We start from the raw sequence: 14,235 nt of genomic DNA on the forward strand, positions 1-14,235 counted from the left end.
GCCGTGCGGCGCGGTGGCGCCAAGGGGACGGGCTGCAGGTTTTCGGGCCTGTCCTACCCCGCGCTCAGTGGCGCCGTCGGGCTGACCCCGTATCGCGCGAAGATCGTCGCCAGCGTGCCGTTTTTCCGCAATTCCGCAACCGCGCGTTCCAGCGCATCGCCAAGATCGCGGCTGTCGTCCTTCACTGCCAGCCCGACGTCCCAGCCCGGCGACGGCAGTGCAGGCAACGGCCCGCGACGCACCTTGACCTTCGCATTGCCGCCCATCAGCGCATGTTCGACCTGCGCCCGTGTCGCGAGTACGGCATCCGCCTTGCCGTCCTTGACCGCGGTTAGCGCGGCATCGCCGCTGGTCAGATGCTGCACGTCGCTGCGCAACACCCCGCCGAAGCTGCCGGAGAGATAGAAATCCGGTATCGAATCGAGTTCCGCGACCAGTCGCTTGCCCTTCAGCTGCGGCGGCGCAACCTCGCAATCGGTGTCCACGCCGCACGCCAACTGGAACCCCTCGCGGTAATAGGGGGCCAGAAAGACGGCGCGATCGTTGGCGAGCGCGAAGGCGCGATCGTACGGGACGTGCATCATGAGGTCCGCCGCCGATCCGCCGATCAGCGGCCCGCGCCAGATCATGTTGCGCAGGTCGTCGCCGACGTCCTCGTCCGCCATGAAGTCGACCAGCTCGGCGCGCACGCCGATCGCCTTGGCCAACATCTCGGCAAGCTCGACGTCTATGCCGACCAGCTTGCCGTCCTGCCGCCACGACCAGGGCGCGAAGTCGCGATAGACGGCGACGCGCATCACGCCCGCCGCCTTCACCTTGTCCAGCGATGCGGCCGACGCTCCGCCGGACATCAGCGCAGCGGCCAATGCCCCGGCGAGAACCCCCCTGCGTCCGATCACGCGCCTATTCCTCGTGCTTGGTGTCGAGCCACGACCGGATCGCCCAGCCCGCCTTCTGCCCCAGCACATCGCCCATCGCCGGCATATACACCTTGCCATCGCGCACGGAGCCCTTGTGATAGCGCTGGATATACCATTCGTCGCCGTCCTCGCCCTTATCGAGGTAGCGCAGGTCGGGCGCGATCCCGCCGGATATTGCCTCCAGCCCGTGGCAGCGCGCGCAATTCTGGCCATAGGCGCTCTCGCCGATCTTCTGCGCGATCGCATAGACCTTGGCATCCGCGCGATACGGGTTCTTGATGACGTAGGTGTCGTTGCCGCCGACGATGTCGGGCAAGGCGCTGGTGTCGACCGCCTGGGGCACGACGTTGCCGTGTGCGAGCAAATTGGCACCGATCGAACCCGCCGCCACCAGCACGGATGCGGCGAAAACCAGCCGTGATCCACGATACGCCATACCACATCTCTCCCGAACGACTGCCACGTGCGGTCATTTGGCGGGGATCGTAGGGACACGCGGCGGAAACCCCATTGCACTTTGGTAGGAGGGGCGTTCGCGGCGGCGACTGCTATCCTTTGAGTCATGCGCATGCTCCCCCTTCTCGCCCTGACGGCGATGCTGGCCGCCCCGGCCGCTGCCGAGACGATCTACGTCACCAACGAACGCGGCAACACTATCACGGTCATCGACGGCGCGACCTTGCAGCCGGTCGCCACCTGGCCGGTCGGCAAACGCCCGCGCGGCATCACGCTGTCGCGCGACAGCAGGCAGTTGTACGTCTGCGCCAGCGACGACAATGCGGTGCAGGTGATCGACCGCGCGACCGGCAAGGTCGTCGCCGATCTGCCATCCGGCGAGGACCCGGAAACCTTCGCATTGTCGCCCGACGGTACGCTGCTGTTTGCATCGAACGAGCGCGACGCCACCGTCACCGCGATCGACGTGCCGCGCCGCGCCGTCGCCTTTCAGATCGTGGTCGGCGTCGAACCCGAAGGCATGGCGGTCAGCCCCGACGGCAGGACAGCGGTGTCGACCTCGGAAACCGACAATGCGCTGCACTGGATCGACATCGCCAGCCGCAAACCGGTCGCCGAAACCAGCGTCGACGCGCGCCCGCGCCATGCCGAATTCACCGCCGATGGACGCTGGCTATGGTCCTCGGCAGAGATCGGCGGCACGGTCCAGATCGTTGACACCGTCACGCACAAGGTGGTCGAGACGATCCGCTTCGCCCCCCCCGGCGTCGCGCCCGAAAAGGTGCTGCCGGTCGGCATCCGCTTCACCCCCGACGGCCGCCGCGCACTCGTCGCGCTCGGCCGCGCCAACCACATCGCGCTCATCGACGTCGCCACGCGCAAGGTGACGGGCTACGTCCCCGTCGGTCAACGTGTCTGGCAGGTCGCGGTCGACGCAGACGGCACCCGTGCCTTTACCGCCAACGGTCTGAGCGATGACGTGTCGGTCATCGACCTAAAGACCAATAAGGTGATCGCCACGATCCCCGCCGGCAGGGCGCCATGGGGTGTCGCGATCGCACCCTGACCCTCTCCAAAGTCCAATTCCGCCCGCACCCGTCATCCGTCAGCTTTTCGGCCAAGGGCCTCGACCGACGGCCTTGCGAACAGGGGAGGACGGATATGAACCGAACGGGCAAGCTGTTGGGCGCAGTCGCCGGCGCGGCGTTGATGTGTTGTGCGGCAGCGCCGGCGCAGGCGCAGGACGCCACCGACGAGCTGCTGCTGCGGCTGAAGGAAAAGGGCATCCTGACCAGCGACGAGTATGATGCTCTGGTCGCCCGCAAGTCCACGCAAGCCGTCGCCCCCGTCGCGACCGGGCAGCCGACCGTCAACGCCGCCGCAGCGCAGGGCGAAGCGACGCAACAGGCGGCGGCCGAACGGCTCGACGACAAGAAGATGGTGCGGATGACCGATTCGGGCGTCGGCCTGATGATCGGCGACGTCGCCCTGAAATTCTCGGGCTCGGTCAACGGCTTCTACGTCCATGATGACGGTGATCGGGCGATCCCGGCGAACACGGTCGCGGGCGGCCTCGCCACCGTGGGCGACAATTCCTCGGCGATCCGCAACGGCCTGCTGCCCGGCTTCCTGAAGGTCGAGGTGTCGACCAACCAGGGCGGCTGGGACGTCGGCGCGCACTTCGGCCTGTATCCCGGCATCAACAGCAATCTCGGCAATGCCGGCGCCAACGGCGGGGGTTCGCCTGCCGCGTTGCAGACGTCGGGCATCGACGCCCGCCAGACCTACCTGACCTTCGGCCGCGCCAATTTCGGCGAGGTGAAGATCGGCCGCGACATCGGCCTGTTCGGGTCGGACGCGATCCTCAACGACATCACATTGCTCGCCGTCGGCACCGCGGCCGGCAACGGCGCGCCGTCGAACACCTCGCTGGGCCGGATCGGCCTCGGCTATATCTACACCGACTTCCAGCCGCAGATCACCTATTCCTCGCCCAAGTTCGGCGGGGTGCAGGTGTCGGGCGGCATCTTCCAGCCGCTGACCACGGTGGGCTTCAGCGAGGTCAACGGCAGCCCCGGCTTCCAGGCCAAGGTAACGTACGACCGGGTGCCGGCCGATGGCGGCTTCGGCATGCACGCCTGGCTCAGCGGCCTCATCCAGAAGCATGATGCGACGACCACCCTGCCCGCCTACACCGGGCGTGCCCTCGATGTCGGAGCCAAGCTGTCCTATGCCAATGCCAGCCTGACCGGTTATTACTACACAGGCTCCGGGATCGGCACGATCGGGCTGTTCCTACTCTCCACCGACGCGCTGGGCCGCAAGCGCGACAGCGACGGCTTCTACGTCCAGGGCACGCTGGGCTTCGGCAAGTTCACCGCTGGCGCCAGCTACGGGCAGAGCAACCTCAGCCGCGCAGATGGCGAGGCAATCTCGAACCTCGTCCGCCGCAACTCCAGCTATGTCGGCCAGCTGCGGTACGGGCTGACCAACTGGGTGACGCTGATCGGCGAATACACGCACACCAAGTCGAAGGCGCATAATGGCAACGACGCCGACTCCGATGCGCTGGCCGCCGGTGCCATCCTGTTCTTCTGACCCGACGCCCCCACCGGCATCTGCCGATCTCCGCGGTCGTCGCGACGCCTTTCGGGCAGCGCGATGACCGCCACGCATCTGGAGACTTCATGACCGACGCAACCTACCCCGCCATCGCGCGGGCCGGCAGTATCGATGCGGCCGAATACGAACGCCGCCATGCCGCCGCGGCACGGGATCCAGAAGCCTATTGGCGCGAGGCGGGGCGGTGCATCGACTGGATCGTCCCCTACACGAAGGTGAAGGACACCTCTTTCGACGAAGGGGACTTCCGCATCCGCTGGTTCGACGACGGCGTCATCAATCTGTCCGCCAACTGCCTCGATCGGCATCTGAAGACACGCGGCGATCAGCTAGCGATCATCTGGGAGGGCGACGAGCCGGGCGAAACGGACTCCGTCACCTATCGCGACCTGCACGACCGCGTGTGCCGTTTCGCCAACGTGCTGAAGGATCAGGGCGTGCGAAAGGGCGACCGGGTGACGCTCTATTTGCCGATGATCGTCGAAGCTGCGGTGGCGATGCTCGCCTGCGCGCGCATCGGGGCGATTCACTCGATCGTGTTCGGCGGCTTCTCGCCCGACAGTCTGGCAAACCGCATCCAGGATTGCGACGCGCGGCTGGTGGTGACCGCCGACGAGGGAGCCCGCGGCGGCAAGCGGGTGCCGCTCAAGGCGAACGTCGATCTGGCGCTGGCGCAATGTCCGTCGGTCGAACGCGTGATCGTCGTTCGCCGCACCGATGGCGATGTCGCGATGACCCCCGGCCGCGACATCTGGTACGATACGCTGCTGGCGGCCGCCGCACCGGACTGCCCGCCCGAACCGATGAATGCGGAGGATCCGCTCTTCATCCTCTATACCTCGGGCTCGACCGGCAAACCGAAGGGCGTGCTGCACACCACCGGTGGTTACGCCGTCTGGGCGACGACGACCTTCCGCGACGTGTTCGACTATCGCGACGGAGAAGTGTTCTGGTGCACCGCCGATGTCGGCTGGGTCACCGGCCACAGCTATGTCGTCTATGGCCCACTTGCGAACGGCGCGACAACCGTGATGTTCGACGGCGTCCCGAACTATCCCGACCATGGTCGCTTCTGGGAGACGATCGACCGGCTGGGCGTCGACATCTTCTACACCGCGCCGACCGCGATCCGCGCGCTGATGCGCGAGGGCGACGATTGGGTGACGCGCGCCAGCCGCCGGTCGCTGCGCCTGCTCGGCACCGTCGGCGAACCGATCAATCCGGAAGCGTGGGATTGGTACCACCGCGTTGTCGGCGAGCGGCGCTGCCCGATCGTCGACACCTGGTGGCAGACCGAGACCGGCGGCATCCTGATCGCCCCGCTGCCCCATGCCACCGACCTGAAGCCGGGATCGGCGAGCAAGCCGCTGCCCGGCGTCCTGCCCCTGCTGGTCGATGCGGAGGGAGCGGTGCTGACCGGCGCGACCGAGGGCAATCTGTGCATCGCCGACAGCTGGCCGGGCCAGATGCGCACCCTGTGGGGCGATCACGATCGCTTCTTCCAGACCTATTTCACGACCTATCCGGGGCTCTACTTCACCGGCGACGGCTGCCGCCGCGACGCCGACGGCTATTATTGGATCACTGGCCGGGTCGACGACGTCATCAACGTATCAGGCCACCGCATGGGCACCGCGGAGGTCGAGTCGGCGCTCGTCGCCCACCCCAAAGTCGCCGAAGCGGCCGTCGTCGGCAGGCCGCACGCCGTCAAAGGCCAAGGCATCTACGCATACGTCACGCTCAACGTGGGAGAAGAGGCTTCGGACGAACTGAGGACCGATCTTCGATCATGGGTTCGGCGAGCGATCGGCCCTGTAGCCAGCCCCGATGCGATTCATTTTGCGCCTGTGTTGCCCAAGACGCGCTCTGGCAAAATCATGCGCAGAATTCTTCGAAAAATTGCGGAAGGGGACACCCAGAACATCGGAGATCTGTCGACTTTGTCGTCGCCAGACATTGTTGAGGTTTTGATTAAAGAGCGAATCGCTTAGCCATCAAACCGCACAATCAGGCTTGATTTGAGCCAAAAGCAAATATCTTCTGAATGTTGTAGGTTTGTCGATGGGTGCGATGGCGCTCCAGATTGAAGTTGTTGTGGATATTGGCGTGGACCGAGACGAACTTCTGTAGCGTCTTCATCTGCCGGAAGCGAAGCATCGCCCGCTCTCGTCGTCGAAACGGCAGGTTGCTGTTCTCCACCCGGTCGTTTGCCCAGCGGTCGACCTCCTGCCGGCCGCTACAGCCCAGTTTGTCCAGGACAGCGCCATAGCTCCGCAGGTAGACCATCTTTCCCTTCAGCTTCACGTACATTTCATCCAGGTGCCAGTGCCAGTGGCGATAACCCCGCATCCTGTTCACCAGCTGGCGGCGGATGTCCCTGGCGAACAGCGGGTCGAACCTGTTCCATCACAGCCGCACCGTCTCATTGCAGATGTCGATCCCACGCTCGGACAGCAGGTCTTCCACGTTTCGCAGGCTGAGCGGAAAGCGCACGTACATCAGCACCACCAGCCGAGGCACCTCGGGCGACGAGTTGAAGTAGCGGAACGGCGAGGCTGGCTTGCGTGGGCGGGGCATGCCCTACCCTACCCGGTTCTCCCGGACAGCCGGCGCATTTGGTTTAATGGTGCCCCGGTGAGGCATGTCTCTGCCTTTCCATATCCAACTCGCTCGCAACAGCCGCTGCATCTGTTCTGACAGAACCCCAATGCAGGCTCACTGGTAGGCTTATCCCTTGCTTTGGCCGGCCATCACAAGGTGATCGGGAACGGTTTCTTCATGTAATAGCGGCATCAGGGCTGTCTGGTCATGGCTGGCATCGGTTTCCAATTGGCGAGAACCGCAACGGATGGCGGGGTCGGCGGCATCGTCGGCGCCGCAGCCTTTGGTGCGCTGATCAGCGCCGGCCCATGGCTCATCACTGCGGTGGCAATGGCAGCGTTGAACGGTTGGTCGGTCGGTCATCTGCTGCGCGCCGACGCTGTGATCGTGCACACCGTCTTGATCTACGGATTCAGCCTTTCGGCACTTGCCGCCGCCCCAATCGGCATTCTAGCCACCCGCATGGCGGCCGACCGCATCTTCGCGCGCGATGCTGCGGGGGTGACAGGCATCGTGATCGTTGCGTTGGCGGCAGGTGGCGCGATCGCATTAGTAGTGGGCGCGCTGCTCTTCGGGTTTCTCGCAGGCTTGTCGCCCGGGCGGGCAATGTTGGCGACCATCATCCTGGCATGGCTGACGCAGATCTGGATCGTAGCGCCTCTCCTCACTACGTTGCGGCGCTACCGGGCCGTGCCGCTCGCCTATCTGGGTGGCATTGGATTGGCCGTTATCCTTTTGGCGTTCCTCCCGGCCCGGGATGCAAGCGGCGTACTCGCAGCGATCGCCATAGGTGTTGGTGTGACGCTTGCAGCGATCCTATGGACAATCCACTGCCATTTCGCCGCCCCACCGAGATTGCGTTTACGAGGTGCAATCACACCGGGGTTGGCGCGCATTGTCGCCGCAGCCGGGACCGCCGCGGTAGCAGCGATCTGGATCGACAAGTGGCTATTATGGGCCGGTCCGGACAGCGTTGCAACGATCGGCTGGTTGCGATTGAACCCGATCAACGACCAGGGCAGCTTCTTGGGGCTGCTGACAATGGTGCCGGGGTTGACGTTGATCCTGGTGGTGGGGGAGACGCGGTTCGATCGGGCGTTTGGCGACCTGATCGCGCGGTGTACCGGCACGTCGACGCTGGAGCGTGTCGAGGAGGCGCGGCGGGAGGTGCGGCGGACGCTGCTGGATGCACTGCGCTTGCTGGTGCTGGTACAGGCGCTGGTGGCGGCGCTCGCCTGGGTGCTGGCGGTGCCGCTGTTCGACGCGATCGGAGCGGATACGCGGGCCATCTTCGCCTTTCGCCAGACGTCGCTGGGTGCCGTGTTCCACCTGATCGCGATCGCCGCAACGGTTGCGCTGGCCTATTATGACCTGTTCGGGCGCATCATGCTGACATGGACGGCGTTTGCGATCGCCAGCGCGGTCGCCACCCTGTTGCAATGGAATTACGGTTTTGCCGCATTCGGCTGGGGCTATATGGCGGGCGCGGTGGTCGGCGCCTGCGTTGCGATGGCCCTGGTCGCAGAAGCGACGGTGAACCTCATCTACCTGCTGTTCGTCGGCAACAACCCGTCGGTGGTCGGCCAACAGGGACGCCTGTTATGACCCACACACCCTATCTGGGCCGGCGCGGCATACTGGCGGCCAGCGCCTTCGGACTGACCCTTGGCCTTCGTCAGCCGGTGGCTGCGCGCGGTGCCCTGTTCCCCGAAGACGATTGGCAATGGGCGCTGGATTATGGTCCGGCGACCGATCCGGCCCTGGCGCGGCAATATCGGCTGCTGGTGCTGGAGCCGCATCATCCGCGCCCGATAGCGCCGCTGCGCGGACCCGGCAGCCGGCTGCTCGGCTATGTCAGCTTGGGCGAGGTGGAGCGCAGCCGCGACTACGCGGCGATGCTCGACAAGGTCGGCGCGCTTGGCCCACCCAACCCCAACTGGCCGGATGCCCGGATGCTGGACCTGCGTCATGCCGCCGCGCGTCGTGTGGTGATCGAGCGGATCGTGCCAGACGTGCTGGCGCTCGGCTATGACGGAATCTTCATCGATACGATGGATAGCATCGAGGCGATGGAGCGACAGGATCCCGTCCGCAACAAGGGCATGGTCGCGGCCGGCGCGGCAATGATCGCCGCGCTGCGCGCGCGCTTTCCCGCGATGCGCATCATGCTGAATCGGGGCTATGCGATGCTGCCCAAGGTCGCGACAAAGGTCGACATCGTCCTGGGCGAAGCCATGGCGTCCAGGTGGAACTTCACCACCAAACGGTACGAGCTGCTCAGCGACAGCGACTGGTCGTGGCAGGCCGAACGGCTGCGCGCCGCCAGGGCGAGCAATCCCGACCTTGTCCTGGCGACCCTGGATTACTGGGATCCGGCAGCCGAAGCGCAGGTCGCCAAACTCTATGCCCGCGAACGCGCTGCCGGCTTCCAGCCCTATGTCGCCACGCTTGCGCTCGACCGGTTGATCCCGGAGCCGACCGGATGAGGTCGCAGCGCCGACGCGCAAGGCTGGCGATCGTCCTGCCCGTGCTTGCCGGCTTCGGCCTGCTCGCCGGCGGGCTGTGGCTGCTCCCCGACCAGCTGGAGGTTCGCGATGCGCAGAGCCATGCGCAAGGTGCCGCCATGTCGGCGCTACCGACTGCCACTGCGCAGACAGTGCCGCCGCCTGCCGCCCCGACGCCGCCGGCCATCGCAACGGAAATCCGTACCGCGGATGCAGCGCGGCTCGCGGCGCTGACCGCAGACCTGATCGCCAATGGCCGGCCGGTCACCACGTTGCAGATCGCCTATGACCTTGTTGCGGCAAAGCGGCCCGCCGTCGCGCTCGCATATCTGGCCGCCCGCCCCGACGGTGTCACCGCGGAGACATGGCGGCTGCGTGCCGACCTGCTGCACAAGACGGGGCGAACGGCGGAGGCGACCCGGCTCGTCGCCGCCGCGGCGCAGCGTGGTGGCGGCGTGGCAGCGGCCGATCTGATCGCCGCCGCCTACGCGATCAACCGTCCCGATCTCGTCGTCACCGCCGCCGCGCGCGGGATCATTCCCCCGCCTGACGTCGCGCTGGCGCTTGACCTTGCCCGCCGCGCCGATCAGGCGAACCGCCCCGAACTCATCGCGATGTTGGACCGCGCCACCCGTGCCGACTGGCGCGGGGCGGACCCGTGGCTCGCCATCCGTGTGGCGATGGCCAGCGGCGACACGGCGGCGGCGCTGCGCGCGGCGGATCGCCTGCCCGCGGACAATGATGCGGCACGCGAAGCGATCCTGGCCCGTGCCGGAGATCGCGACGGACTGCGCCGTTTGTTGCTCGCACGGGCGGCGGCTGCCGATGCGCAGCGTCCGGTCATTGCCGAGCAACTGCTCGCCGCCGGTTACCGAGAAGATGCCAAGGCCGTGTTGCAGCGGGCGGCAAGCGGAGGGTTGCCCACCGATCCCATTGCCCGGCGCCTGTTGTTTCTTATGGGCCCGCGGCCGGCGGCTGCCGACCTCGCCTGGCTGCGGCAACAAGCCATGGAGGGAGACGCCGCCCGGCAGCGGGCCTGGCTGGAGGTTTATGCGACGAGCGACCGCCCGGCCGAGGCGCTGGCCTTTGTCGCGCGGCATCCGCTTGCCGATCGTACCGATGTGATGCTGACCCGGCTGTCGCTCGCACGGGTGGCGGGCGATGGTCCGGCGGCCCGTGCGTTGGTGACGACGCTCCTTGACGGTCGCACGCTCGACGCGGCCCAGCTTCGCACGCTGGCGGCGAGTGCGCCGGCCGGCATGATCCCGGCCGACGCACTTGCACGACAACGGGTAGCGGCGGGGGTCGCGGAACCCCGCGACACCCTCGATCTGGCCTGGTCGGCATGGAATGCGGGACGTGCCAAGGAGGCCGCCGGCTGGCTGCAAGACCATCTTCAAGTCGCGCCGGACGATCTGGCCGCCCTGCGACTGATGGCCGATGTCCAGTCGCGGATCGGAGGAACGGCCGCGGCACGCCCCTGGCTGGAACGCGCGCTGGCACAGACGCCACCGCTCAGCCGCCCCCGCGCCGAACTGCTCGATCGGCTCGGTCGACCAGCGGAAGCGATCGCGATCGTCGCCCGACTGCGAACCGACGCACCGCAGGACCGCGCGCTCGCCGCACTCCACGCGCGCCTGTTGATCGCGCAGGGACAGCCCGGCCGCGCCCGCACGGTGCTGGCGCAATGATCCTGCTGCAGACCATACTGGCGCTATCCGCGCCGATGCCCTCGACGACACCGTCCGGCGCCGTGCCGGCGGAAGGGCAAAGCGCAATGCCCCCGGTGCAGCTCGTCTGGCCGCAAGGCAGCGTCCTGCGGGTCGAGGCAGCGGAGGGCGAACTGGTCGCCTCGTTCGATCGCCCCCTCCCGCCCGCGCAGATCGACGTTTTCCGCGATATGGCGGGTGAGGCGATCGGCGACCTGCGTTGGAATGACGACACGCTGGTACTACGCCCCGCCCCCGGCTGGACGATGTCATGGCGGCAGGCAGGGACGACCCTGTCCGTGGTCTTCGCCCCGCCGGTGACAGCAGCGGGCGACGACACCACCGCGATCGATGCCACGCGCGATGCGGCGGTCGCCGCGATCGAGGCGGATGCCGCCGCGGGCTATCACGGCGCCGCTCGCCGCGGTGCAGCGGCACTCGCCGTCCGCTATCCGGACGACCGTGCAATTGCGCGCCTGCTCGCCGATACCCGGCTGGCCGATGGCGATGTTCGCGGAGCCGCGCGTGACTACCGCACATTGGGTGCCGACGACCGTGCCGCTCGCCGGGCAATGGCGGCGAGCGGCGGCAGCGCCATCCTGGGGATCACCGCGCGTGACGGCAGCGATCTGGCGCAGTTCGAACTGGCGGCGCGCGCGGATGTCCCGATCGCCCCTGCCCTGGCGGCCGGAGGCGGCGTGCGTCACGTCGTCAGCCGGATCGATGACGGTGCGCGCCGCGATGCCACGATCGTCGATGCCTCGCTGGCCGCCGTGATGACGCAAACGGTTCGGATCCACCTCATCGCCGCCGCAGCACTGGATGACGGCGTGACCGGGGGAGGGTTCCGTATGGTTTCAGGACCGGCCGAATCCCAGCTTCGCGCCACCGTGTTGCGCCACATGCCGGATTATTCCACCCCCGCGCAGGTACTGGCCGGCGGATATCTATCGCGCGCGACGATCGGAATAACCTATCGCCTGACACCGGGCGTCGTGCTTCAGGCCGACGCCGGCGCCAACCGCTATGGTCTGGCGGGAATGGGCGGCGGCAGCGACACGATCGTGGCCACCGCCGGGGCCGATTATCTCATCCGCCGCCAATTTCCGGCACTTGGCCTCACCTATCGCTACGAAGCCGAATATGTGCAGCGTCTGTTGCGCGGCACCGGGGCTGCACCGCTGCTGCCGCTCGCCACCAGAGAGAATCATACGGTGCAGGCGCTGGTCAGCGGTGCGGTCGGCGAATTGCAACTCACCGGCCTGGCCGGCTGGACGGTCGACCGGTTCGGCGGCGACGGACCCACCGCCAGCCTGGGGATCGCCGCCCCGATCGGCATCGGCTGGTTGGTAGAGGCCAGTGGCGGCGTTACCTCGATCACCCGCCCGGGCTTTTCGGGCCGCCAGCTTTTCGCCCGCGCGCACGTCACGCACAGCCTGGGAGACGGCGAATGACCTTTACGCCGCGCGACGGCTGGCGACGCGCGACGCGCATTGCCGCCGAGATCGCTGTCGCCTTCGTGATGCTGGTCGCGCTCGACCTCTGGTTGACCGATGGCACCGCCTTTGCCGGTATCCAGCCCAACCCCTTCTGGCTGCCCGTGCTGGTGATGGCGCTCGCCTATGGCACCGGACCGGGCGTGATCGCCGCGGCGATCGCCTCTGCGCTATGGCTGAACAACGTCCACGCCGACGGTGGCGCGCGCGACTATCTCGACCATCTGCTTCACCTGTCCCTGCCGCCATTATTGTGGTTCGTCACCGCGGTAGTGATCGGTGAAGTGACGATGCTGCGCGCCGCCCGCCATGCCGGCCTCCAGCGCCGAGAGCAGATCGCACGCCGCAATACGCTGCGGCTGACGGAAGCATTCGACACGCTGTCCAAGACCAATCGGCGATTGCAGGTCCAGTTGGTCACCGAAGATGGCACGATCGGCCATATCGTTGCCACCGCGGCGCAACTGGCCTCCCCTGATCCGGCGAAACGGCGCGGCGCCGTCGCGCGGCTGATCGCCCTTTCGGCACATACGGAGGACTTTGCCTGCTATCGCATCTCCGGGGGCGAGGCGCGGGCATGGCTTCACGCCAGCCAGTCCGCGGTGCGGCGGGACAGTTTACCTGGGGTGCTGATCGAGCGGCTGGCGCAGGCGCCCGGCATCCTGCACGTCGCCCGTCGCGCCGATCGGGCGGTGCTGGATGGCGTCGGCGTGGCCGTCGTCCCGCTGATCGATGGGGAGACCGATGCACTGATCGGCTGCCTCGTTATTCACGCCTTGCCATTTGGCGCGCTCAACCCCGCGCACACCGCCCAATTGCATGAGATGGCGGGATGGCTGACGCCGTTGCTCGCCGACGTTTCACCGGGCGCATGGCAGCCGGTTCGCCCGACCGGCATGGTCGCATGACCCGATGGCTGGTGGCGCTGGCGCTTCTGGATGTGGCGTGGCTCGGGTCCGGTGCGTTTCTGGAGGGTGGACAGGCGTGGGCGCTGGCGGCGCACGCGGTGATCAGCACGCTCGCCTATGCGCTTTGGCTCCGTGATGGCGGCGTGATCGGCTTTGCACCGGCGATGCTCGGTCTGTTCGGGCCGGTCGGCCTGTTGCTCGGGCAGCGTCTTTCCAACCGACGACCTTCCTTTGCGGCGAGGCCGGAGGAGGCGGTGTTCGGCCCCCGCCCCGCGCGCGTCGCGCGTCGCGGCGCCAGTCTTGCCACCGCCCGGATGCTGGACGGCCGCGTCCACCACGCCGGTCCGGACACGCTGAGTTCACTGCACACCGTTCTCAGGCACGGCGACGTTGCCGCCCGCCGCCTCGCGGTGGAAACCATCGTTCGCTCCTTCGAACCCGCTCTGTCGCCGCTGATCGCCCTGGCGCTGACCGATAAAGACCAGACCATTCGCGCGCTCGCTGCCGCGGCATCGTCGCGGGTGGTCCAGAATCTGGCAGTGGCGCGTGAGGGCCTGACGGTGGCACAGGACGATCCCGAGGCCGCGGCGCGCCTTGCCGCGCTGCTCGCGAAGCATGCGCGGGCCGATGTGTTGTTGTCGGATTCGCAGCGCGCGCATCTTCGCACGGATGCACTGGCGCTGATGCCGGCGGAAGAACCCCAGCGCCTGATGCTCATGGTCGAGGCCCTGTGGGCCGCCGGCGACCTTGCCGCGATCGATACGCTGCTGGGCGACCTGCCCGCCGATGCGCCGGCGGATCTGCTGGCGCTGTCCCGCTGGTGGCAGGCGGAAGCCGCCGCATGACCGGCGGCACCGCGCCGGAGGCGGATATCTGCCTGATCGTCGAGGGGGCATATCCTTATGTGATCGGGGGCGTGTCGGGCTGGCTGCAGGATCTCATCACCCATCTGCCCGACGTGCGCTTCGCCATCGCGGCGATCAAGCCGAGCGCGGCCCCCCTGCCCTTTCGCCTCACCC

General features: G+C 67.3%; 14 protein-coding genes. 10 read left to right on the top strand and 4 right to left on the bottom strand.

What is annotated here, in order from left to right; all coding sequences use genetic code 11:
* Window positions 1-53: 53 nt before the first annotated feature.
* Together Q0U08_RS10755 and pedF are read right to left on the bottom strand one after the other, a co-directional pair.
* Window positions 54-899: an ABC transporter substrate-binding protein gene (locus tag Q0U08_RS10755; RefSeq protein ID WP_298091444.1), complete on the bottom strand. Its 846-nt coding sequence runs from the start codon at window positions 897-899 to the stop codon at window positions 54-56.
* A gap of 4 nt (window positions 900-903) precedes the next feature.
* Window positions 904-1,356 (bottom strand): cytochrome c-550 PedF, encoded by a 453-nt coding sequence (gene pedF, locus Q0U08_RS10760; protein ID WP_298091445.1) that lies wholly within the window; start codon window positions 1,354-1,356, stop codon window positions 904-906.
* A 126-nt stretch (window positions 1,357-1,482) separates the two neighbouring features.
* Between pedF and Q0U08_RS10765 the strand changes: the two genes are divergently transcribed.
* The 3 genes from Q0U08_RS10765 (at window position 1,483) to acs (ending at window position 5,989) form a co-directional block, all read left to right on the top strand.
* Window positions 1,483-2,442 carry a PQQ-dependent catabolism-associated beta-propeller protein gene (locus Q0U08_RS10765; protein ID WP_298091446.1) on the top strand — a complete coding sequence of 320 codons (960 nt, stop codon included), beginning with the start codon at window positions 1,483-1,485 and terminating at the stop codon, window positions 2,440-2,442.
* A 95-nt stretch (window positions 2,443-2,537) separates the two neighbouring features.
* Window positions 2,538-3,974, top strand: a complete 1,437-nt coding sequence (locus tag Q0U08_RS10770) for a porin (RefSeq protein WP_298091447.1) — start codon at window positions 2,538-2,540, stop codon at window positions 3,972-3,974.
* Between the two features lie 89 nt (window positions 3,975-4,063).
* Window positions 4,064-5,989: an acetate--CoA ligase gene (gene acs, locus Q0U08_RS10775; RefSeq protein WP_298091448.1), complete on the top strand. Its 1,926-nt coding sequence runs from the start codon at window positions 4,064-4,066 to the stop codon at window positions 5,987-5,989.
* A gap of 16 nt (window positions 5,990-6,005) precedes the next feature.
* On the opposite strand, the gene Q0U08_RS10780 is transcribed toward acs, so the two are convergent.
* Both Q0U08_RS10780 and Q0U08_RS10785 read right to left on the bottom strand, forming a co-directional pair.
* Entirely contained in the window at window positions 6,006-6,302 is a 297-nt protein-coding gene (locus Q0U08_RS10780) for a hypothetical protein (RefSeq protein WP_298091449.1), read from the bottom strand.
* A 102-nt stretch (window positions 6,303-6,404) separates the two neighbouring features.
* A complete protein-coding gene (locus Q0U08_RS10785; protein WP_298091450.1) occupies window positions 6,405-6,575 on the bottom strand; it encodes a hypothetical protein in 171 nt (56 codons plus the stop codon).
* A gap of 231 nt (window positions 6,576-6,806) precedes the next feature.
* Here Q0U08_RS10785 and pelG point away from each other — a divergent pair, with 231 nt between their 5' ends.
* The 7 genes from pelG to Q0U08_RS10820 all read left to right on the top strand — a co-directional run.
* Window positions 6,807-8,204: an exopolysaccharide Pel transporter PelG gene (gene pelG / locus Q0U08_RS10790; protein WP_298091451.1), complete on the top strand. Its 1,398-nt coding sequence runs from the start codon at window positions 6,807-6,809 to the stop codon at window positions 8,202-8,204.
* Window positions 8,201-9,085, top strand: coding sequence for an endo alpha-1,4 polygalactosaminidase (locus Q0U08_RS10795; RefSeq protein WP_298091452.1), 885 nt, complete (start codon window positions 8,201-8,203; stop codon window positions 9,083-9,085). The genes pelG and Q0U08_RS10795 overlap by 4 nt, the downstream gene beginning before the upstream one ends.
* Window positions 9,082-10,794, top strand: a complete 1,713-nt coding sequence (locus Q0U08_RS10800) for a hypothetical protein (RefSeq protein ID WP_298091453.1) — start codon at window positions 9,082-9,084, stop codon at window positions 10,792-10,794. Before Q0U08_RS10795 ends, Q0U08_RS10800 begins: the two co-directional genes overlap by 4 nt.
* Window positions 10,791-12,266 carry a hypothetical protein gene (locus Q0U08_RS10805; protein ID WP_298091454.1) on the top strand — a complete coding sequence of 492 codons (1,476 nt, stop codon included), beginning with the start codon at window positions 10,791-10,793 and terminating at the stop codon, window positions 12,264-12,266. Before Q0U08_RS10800 ends, Q0U08_RS10805 begins: the two co-directional genes overlap by 4 nt.
* Complete coding sequence (locus Q0U08_RS10810) at window positions 12,263-13,216, top strand: hypothetical protein (protein WP_298091455.1); 954 nt, start codon at window positions 12,263-12,265, stop codon at window positions 13,214-13,216. Before Q0U08_RS10805 ends, Q0U08_RS10810 begins: the two co-directional genes overlap by 4 nt.
* Window positions 13,213-14,061, top strand: a complete 849-nt coding sequence (locus tag Q0U08_RS10815; RefSeq protein WP_298091456.1) for a hypothetical protein — start codon at window positions 13,213-13,215, stop codon at window positions 14,059-14,061. Before Q0U08_RS10810 ends, Q0U08_RS10815 begins: the two co-directional genes overlap by 4 nt.
* Window positions 14,058-14,235 (top strand): DUF3492 domain-containing protein (locus tag Q0U08_RS10820; RefSeq protein ID WP_298091457.1); only part of this gene is annotated, 178 nt, incomplete at its 3' end. The genes Q0U08_RS10815 and Q0U08_RS10820, both read left to right, overlap by 4 nt.

This window comes from uncultured Sphingomonas sp., assembly GCF_946477935.1.
GTDB lineage: Bacteria > Pseudomonadota > Alphaproteobacteria > Sphingomonadales > Sphingomonadaceae > Sphingomonas.

What these genes read in the sequence shown, in the direction of transcription:
- pelG (WP_298091451.1), top strand. Translation starts at nt 6,807, where the DNA reads ATGGCTGGCATCGGTTTCCAATTGGCGAGAACCGCAACGGATGGCGGG.
- Q0U08_RS10770 (WP_298091447.1), top strand. Translation starts at nt 2,538, where the DNA reads ATGAACCGAACGGGCAAGCTGTTGGGCGCAGTCGCCGGCGCGGCGTTG.
- Q0U08_RS10815 (WP_298091456.1), top strand. Translation starts at nt 13,213, where the DNA reads ATGACCCGATGGCTGGTGGCGCTGGCGCTTCTGGATGTGGCGTGGCTC.
- pedF (WP_298091445.1), bottom strand. Translation starts at nt 1,356, where the DNA reads ATGGCGTATCGTGGATCACGGCTGGTTTTCGCCGCATCCGTGCTGGTG.
- Q0U08_RS10810 (WP_298091455.1), top strand. Translation starts at nt 12,263, where the DNA reads ATGACCTTTACGCCGCGCGACGGCTGGCGACGCGCGACGCGCATTGCC.
- Q0U08_RS10800 (WP_298091453.1), top strand. Translation starts at nt 9,082, where the DNA reads ATGAGGTCGCAGCGCCGACGCGCAAGGCTGGCGATCGTCCTGCCCGTG.
- Q0U08_RS10785 (WP_298091450.1), bottom strand. Translation starts at nt 6,575, where the DNA reads ATGCCCCGCCCACGCAAGCCAGCCTCGCCGTTCCGCTACTTCAACTCG.
- Q0U08_RS10805 (WP_298091454.1), top strand. Translation starts at nt 10,791, where the DNA reads ATGATCCTGCTGCAGACCATACTGGCGCTATCCGCGCCGATGCCCTCG.
- Q0U08_RS10765 (WP_298091446.1), top strand. Translation starts at nt 1,483, where the DNA reads ATGCGCATGCTCCCCCTTCTCGCCCTGACGGCGATGCTGGCCGCCCCG.
- acs (WP_298091448.1), top strand. Translation starts at nt 4,064, where the DNA reads ATGACCGACGCAACCTACCCCGCCATCGCGCGGGCCGGCAGTATCGAT.
- Q0U08_RS10795 (WP_298091452.1), top strand. Translation starts at nt 8,201, where the DNA reads ATGACCCACACACCCTATCTGGGCCGGCGCGGCATACTGGCGGCCAGC.